This window comes from Streptosporangium sp. NPDC001681 (assembly GCF_040298085.1).
Taxonomy (GTDB): domain Bacteria; phylum Actinomycetota; class Actinomycetes; order Streptosporangiales; family Streptosporangiaceae; genus Streptosporangium.
Window position 1 is genome coordinate 60,161 of sequence record NZ_JBEOZN010000047.1, and the last position, 6,091, is coordinate 66,251.

3 protein-coding genes are annotated in these 6,091 nt (G+C 68.5%); all 3 read left to right on the top strand.

All coding sequences use genetic code 11. The annotated features are described in order from the left end of the window. Positions 1–33: 33 nt before the first annotated feature. Complete coding sequence (locus ABT130_RS22155) at positions 34–1,701, top strand: serine/threonine-protein kinase (protein WP_350957919.1); 1,668 nt, start codon at positions 34–36, stop codon at positions 1,699–1,701. A 59-nt stretch (positions 1,702–1,760) separates the two neighbouring features. Then, positions 1,761–3,866 (top strand): UvrD-helicase domain-containing protein, encoded by a 2,106-nt coding sequence (locus ABT130_RS22160; protein WP_350957921.1) that lies wholly within the window; start codon positions 1,761–1,763, stop codon positions 3,864–3,866. A gap of 75 nt (positions 3,867–3,941) precedes the next feature. Continuing rightward, positions 3,942–6,091, top strand: a 2,150-nt coding sequence (locus ABT130_RS22165; RefSeq protein WP_350957924.1) for a GmrSD restriction endonuclease domain-containing protein, incomplete at its 3' end; no start/stop codon positions are given.

Consider the following 6,091-nt stretch of genomic DNA (forward strand, 5'->3'; position numbering starts at 1 on the left):
AATACCAGGAGTCTCCGTGGAAGGCGGGCCGTTGTGGGTAAGCGGACGATTGTCGGAGACCGCTACGAACTGGACCCCACCTCCCGCCGGGCGGGCGGTATGGGGGAGGTCTGGTTCGGCTACGACAAACGCCTGGACCGGCCGGTCGCGGTCAAGTTCATCCGGATCGACAAACAGGCCGACGGCAGACCAGACGACGAACTCACCAAACGCTTCGTGCGCGAGTCGCGGATCACCGCCCGGCTCGAACACCCCGGGGTGCCCGTCGTCTACGACTGCGGATCGCACGGCGACGAACTGTACCTGGTCATGCAGCTCGTCAACGGATGCCCGGTCTCCTCGCTGCTCGACGAGACCGAGGTGCCCATTGGCTGGGCGGTGGCGATCGCCGCCCAGGTGTGCTCGGTGCTGGCCGTGGCCCACGCCAACTCGCTGGTCCACCGTGACCTCAAGCCGAGCAACCTGATGCTCTGCCCCGACGGAACGGTGAAGGTGCTGGACTTCGGCATCGTCGCCGCGCTCGGGTCCAACGCCGCCACGAAGCTCACCGCGACGGGGATCGTGGTGGGCAGCCCCGACTACATGGCGCCGGAACAGGCGATGGGTGAGGCCACCAGCCAGCGGAGTGACCTGTACTCCCTCGGAGTGGTCCTGGACGAGCTGCTCAGCGGGAAGAACCAGTTCGCCGGTCCCACGGCGCTGGCTTCGATGCGCAACCACACCGACGTTCCTCCCCGGCCGCTGCGTACCAGGAGACGAGAGGTGCCAGAAGGGCTGGAGCGGCTCGTCCTGTGGCTGCTCGCGAAGAAGCCGGAGAAGCGGCCTCACAGTGCCGACATGGTCTATCGGCGGCTGATGGACTTCTGCCGTGACCTGCCGGCCTTCCCCGGTTATGTGAACCTCGGCGCACCCCACCCGGTGCGGATGTACGCGGCCGTCGTGGGCCGGATCGCCTCCGATGTGCCCGTGGCGGAATCCGTCGTCTCCACCGTTGATCGGGCACCGGCCGGGAAGCCGCTGCCCGCGCCTTCACAGCCCGTGGCGGCGCGGGGATCGGCCGGGACGGCCCGGTCTGAGCGGCCAGGAGACGCCGAGGTTCCCCAACACGGCGGCGGCGATGTGTTGTCGGCCGAACAGCGTGATGCCAGGCAGGAGGCCATCGCGTCCGCCAGAAAAGACGCCGAGGCGCTCAAGGCCGAGTCGAGGTTCACCCAGGCCGCGGAGGTGCTGGCGGAGGCGGTGGAACCGGCCGTCCGTGCCCTCGGGCCCAAGGACTCCGGTGTGATCGACCTGCGAATCGAACTGGCCGACGCGCTGTTCCTCGGCGGGGACTACCGGCGGGCCGCTCCCGAGTTCAGCAGGCTGGTGGCCGACCTCGCCGACCGGGAAGGGCCCGAGCACGATCTCGTACTGCGCTGCCGCCTGATGGAGGCGAACTGCCACGCGGCGGTCGGCGAGACGAGCCTGGCCTTGGCCCAGCTCAGCGGGATCTTAGATGACGAGAGACGGTTCGGCGTCGACGAGGAACGGATCCTGGAGTTGCGGCGCCAGATCGGGCTTCTTGAACTCGGTTCCGGAAGGAGGTCGCGGGCGAAGGTCACGCTGAGCGACCTGCTGCGGGATCTCGAAGGTAGATACGGCTCCCGCCACCCCACCGTCGACAAGGTCCGGGAAATCCTGGAAAGCCTTGATAGCCGATAACCAGGGCGAGCATTCTTGTAGGTCGCTTCCACACATGAGAACCCCCCGGAGGACACGGCGTGCCGAAGCTCGGAATCGACAAGGACTTTCTCCGTGACTTCGGAAAGCTCGAACGATCCGTCCAGGACCGCGTCACGGAGATCTTCGCCAAATTCGAGCAGGCCACCCATGCCGGACTGCATCTGGAGAAGCCGAACAACGCGCGAGACCCTCGGTTCCGGACCATCCGCGTCGACAAGTTCTGGCGCGGGGTCGTGCTCGCCCCCGAGACCGGCGACTCGTTCACGCTGCTGAAGGTGCTGCCGCATGATGACGCCTACGTTTGGGCACAGCGCCGCAAGGCATCGGTGAACACGGCGACCGGCCGCATCGAGATCAGGGACGGCGCGGCCATCGACGCCACCCTTCCCGAACTGGCCAGGATGGCGGATCGGGCGACGCGGCGGCTGTTCGACGACGCGAACGACGCCGACCTCAGGCGACTCGGTGTCGACGAGCAGACCCTGGCCTTCGCCAGGGCGCTGACCGATGTGGTGCAGTTGGAGGCCGCCAGGTCCTTCCTGCCGCAGAACCAGTGGGACGCCCTCTACGGGCTGGCCGCCGGCATGACCCCCGAACAGGTGTGGGCCGAACTCGGCGTCACCGCCGGGCGTGAGCCGTACGACACCGAGGACATCACGGCGGCCGTTGAACGCACCCCCGAGCAGGTCGTGCTCGTCGACGGCCCGGATGAGCTGATGGAGGTGTTCCGCCACCCGTTCGCGCTCTGGAAGGTCTATCTCCATCCGGCGCAGCACCGGGTGGCGTACGCGGCCTTCGGCGGACCGGCCCGCGTCACCGGCGGCCCCGGTACCGGCAAGACGGTCGTCGCCCTGCACCGCGCCTGCCATCTCGCGCACCAGGGAGCCGGCCCGGTGCTGGTGACCACCTTCACCTCGACGCTGTCCGCCTCGCTGGAGGCCGGGGTGCGACTGCTGACCGACTCACCCGAGGTCCGTGACCGCATCGACGTGCGGCACGTCGACCAGCTGTCCTACCAGGTCTTCGCCGAACGGCACGGCCGCGTCGCCATCCTCAGGGACAAGGAGGAGAAGGACATCTGGCGGCGGATCGTCAAGCAGCTCGACGCACCCTTCACCGAGACGTTCCTCGCCGAGGAGTGGCGGCACGTGGTGCTCGCCCAGCAGGTGACCAGCGCCGCCGAATACCTGAAGGCCAAACGGGAGGGGCGGGGCCGAGGGCTGGGCTCCCGGCAGAAGGCTCAGGTGTGGCAGGCGGTGTGGGAGTTCGAGGAGGAACTGCGACGGCGGCGCGTCTGGACATACGAGACGATCTGCGTCGAGGCCACCCGGTTGCTCCGCGAGCGGCCGGAGCGGCCGTACCGGCACATCGTCGTCGACGAGGCGCAGGACCTGCACCCCGTCCAGTGGCGGCTGCTCCGCGCGGCCGTGTCCGAGGGGCCCGACGACCTGTTCATCGCGGGCGACACCCATCAGCGGATCTACCAGAGCCGGGTCTCGCTGCGGGAGCTCGGCATCGGGGTCACGGGCCGTTCCACCCGGCTGACCATCAACTACCGGACGACCGCCGAGATCCTCGCCTGGAGCCTGGGCATGCTGCGCGGCGAGCGGATCGACGACATGGACGGCGGTCTGGACGCCGGCCTGGACATGGTGGCCGGCTACCGGTCACAGGTGCACGGCCGGCCGCCGGAGCTCCGCGGTTTCCGCACCCAGAAGGACGAGTTGGACGCGCTCGCGGGCAAGGTCGGGGAATGGCTGGACGCGGGTGTGGCACCGGGGGAGATCGGCATCGCAGCCCGGTCCAACATGCTCTCCGACTCGGCGATCACCGTGCTGGAGCGAGCCGGAATCCCAGCGCGGTCGCTGGCCAAGGCCCCGGACGCCGAGGACGCGGTCCGGTCCGGGACCATGCACCGGATGAAGGGGCTGGAGTTCCGCTGCGTGGCGATCATCGGTCTCTCGGAACACCAGGTGCCGTCGTCGAGCGCGGTCACCTCGGTACAGGAGGACCCTCTGACGCACGCGCAGGATCTGCAACGTGAGCGCTGCCTGGTGTTCGTCGCGTGCACCCGGGCGCGAGAGCAGCTCCACCTCTCCTGGCACGGAACGGCCAGCCCGTTCCTGGCCGGTTTCGCCACGTGACTTTCAGTAAAAGATCAAGTGCAAGCCGTACGGCGACAGTTTAAGATCATCGGTTTCTCACGCTGAAGGCGGGACATGGCCAAGCTCTCGGTACTCCTCCACCAGATCGACAACGGCACCGTGCTCCTGCCGGAGTTCCAGCGGGGATACGTCTGGAACCGCGACCAGGTCCGCGGGCTGATGCGCTCGCTGTATCGCGGATACCCGGTCGGCGGCCTGCTGCTGTGGGAGACCGAGCCGGACCAGACCTCGGTACGCGGCGGCGCGACCGACGGCGGCGTACGGCTGCTGCTGCTCGACGGCCAGCAGCGCATCACCTCCCTGTACGGGGTGATCCGAGGCCAGGCGCCTGCCTTCTTCGAGGGAGACGCCTCGGCGTTCACCGGTCTCCGCTTCAACGTCGAGGACGAGAACTTCGAGTTCTACGGTCCGGCGAAGATGCGTGACGACCTCAGGTGGGTGGACGTGACCCGGCTGTTCACCGATGGGCTGGAGCCGTTCATCAAGGACTTCAGCTCCGTTCCGGAGTTCACCACCTACCTTGAGCGGCTCAACCGGCTGCGGCAGCTTCTCGACCGGGAGTTCCACGAGGAGAAGATCACCGGGGCCGACAAGGACGTGGAAGTCGTCGTCGACATCTTCAACCGGGTGAACTCCGGCGGCACCGCGCTGTCCAAGGGCGACCTCGCGCTGGCGAAGATCTGCGCGCACTGGTCTCCCGCCCGGCAGGTCATGCGCGACCAGCTGAAGCGCTGGGAGAGCGCGGGATTTGACTTCTCCCTGGACTGGCTGCTGCGCAACACCACGGCCGTGGCGACCGGACGGGCGGTGTTCACCGCGCTCGACGCCGTGTCGGCCACCGACTTCGAGACCGCCCTGACCAGGTCCGTCGGATACGTCGGCAACTTCCTCGAAGCCGCCTCCGGGCGGCTCGGCCTGGACCACGACCAGGTGCTCATGGGCCGCTACGCGATCCCCGTCATCTCCCGGCTGCTCCACCTCAGCCCGGGCGGCCGGTTCGCCGACGCCGTCCATCGGGACAAGGTGCTGTTCTGGTACGTGCACTCCGCGCTCTGGGGCCGCTTCGCCGGATCGACCGAGACGGTGCTCGCCCAGGACTACGAGGTCGTCAGGGAGTCCGGCATCGACGGGCTGATCGCGTCCCTGGAACGCTGGCGCGGCGGAAACCTGGAGATCCAGGCCCATGACTTCGACGGCTCCACCAAGGGCTCGCGCTTCTACCCGCTCCTCTACATGCTCACCCGGGTCAAGGGTGCCCGCGACCTCGGCAGCGGACTGGAACTGCGCGCCGAGATGCTGGGCAAGCTCACCTCGCTGCAGGTGCACCACATCTTTCCCAAGGCAGTGCTCTACCGGGCCGGCTACGACCGGTCGCAGGTCAACGCCGTCGCGAACTTCTGCTTCCTGACCCAGGACACCAACCTCATGATCGGGAAGCGTTCTCCCCAGGAGTACTTCGCGGAGGCGGAGGAGAAGCACCCCGGTGTGCTCGCCTCGCAGTGGATCCCGGCCGACCCCGACCTGTGGCGGCCCGAGCGCTATCCGGACTTCCTCGCGGCCCGGCGTGAACTGCTGGCGCAGGCCGTGCAGTCCTTCCTGACCGAACTCCGTAACGGGGCCTCCGCGGTGGCGGCCACCGAGCTGCGGCCGGTGACGGTGGTCGCGGACGAGCAGGACGATGTCCGTTCGTCCCAGGTCAAGGCCATGGCCGAGGAACTGGTGCGACTGGGGTACGCCGAACCGGCGCTCGACAGCGAGATCGCCGACCCCGTCACCGGTCGCGCGCTGGCCGTCGCCGAGGCCTTCTGGCCGGACGGGCTGCAGGCGGGGCAGGGCAGGCCCGTGATCCTGGAGCTCGACCCGGACGTCGCGGATCTGCCCCGGCTGGAAGAGCTGGGGTATGAGGTGTTCACCTCGGTCGACGCCCTGCTCGGTTACGTGACCCGTCGCAACGAGAGCGCCTCCGGGTCCTCGGCGGAGGAGCCTGTCGTCGGGGACGAACCGGAGACCGGGACGGCGGTGGACGTCGAGTTCAACGAGGCGATGCGCTCCGTCTACGACAGGGCGCGCGCCGAGGCGAACTACCACGCCACGTACTTCCTGAGCATGCTCGCCGAGCACGGCAGCCTCGCCACGGCCCGCAAGCTCCTACACGCGCCGGCGGTGTCCGACGGCTTCGCCGCCCTCTGGGAGCGCGGGCGCCT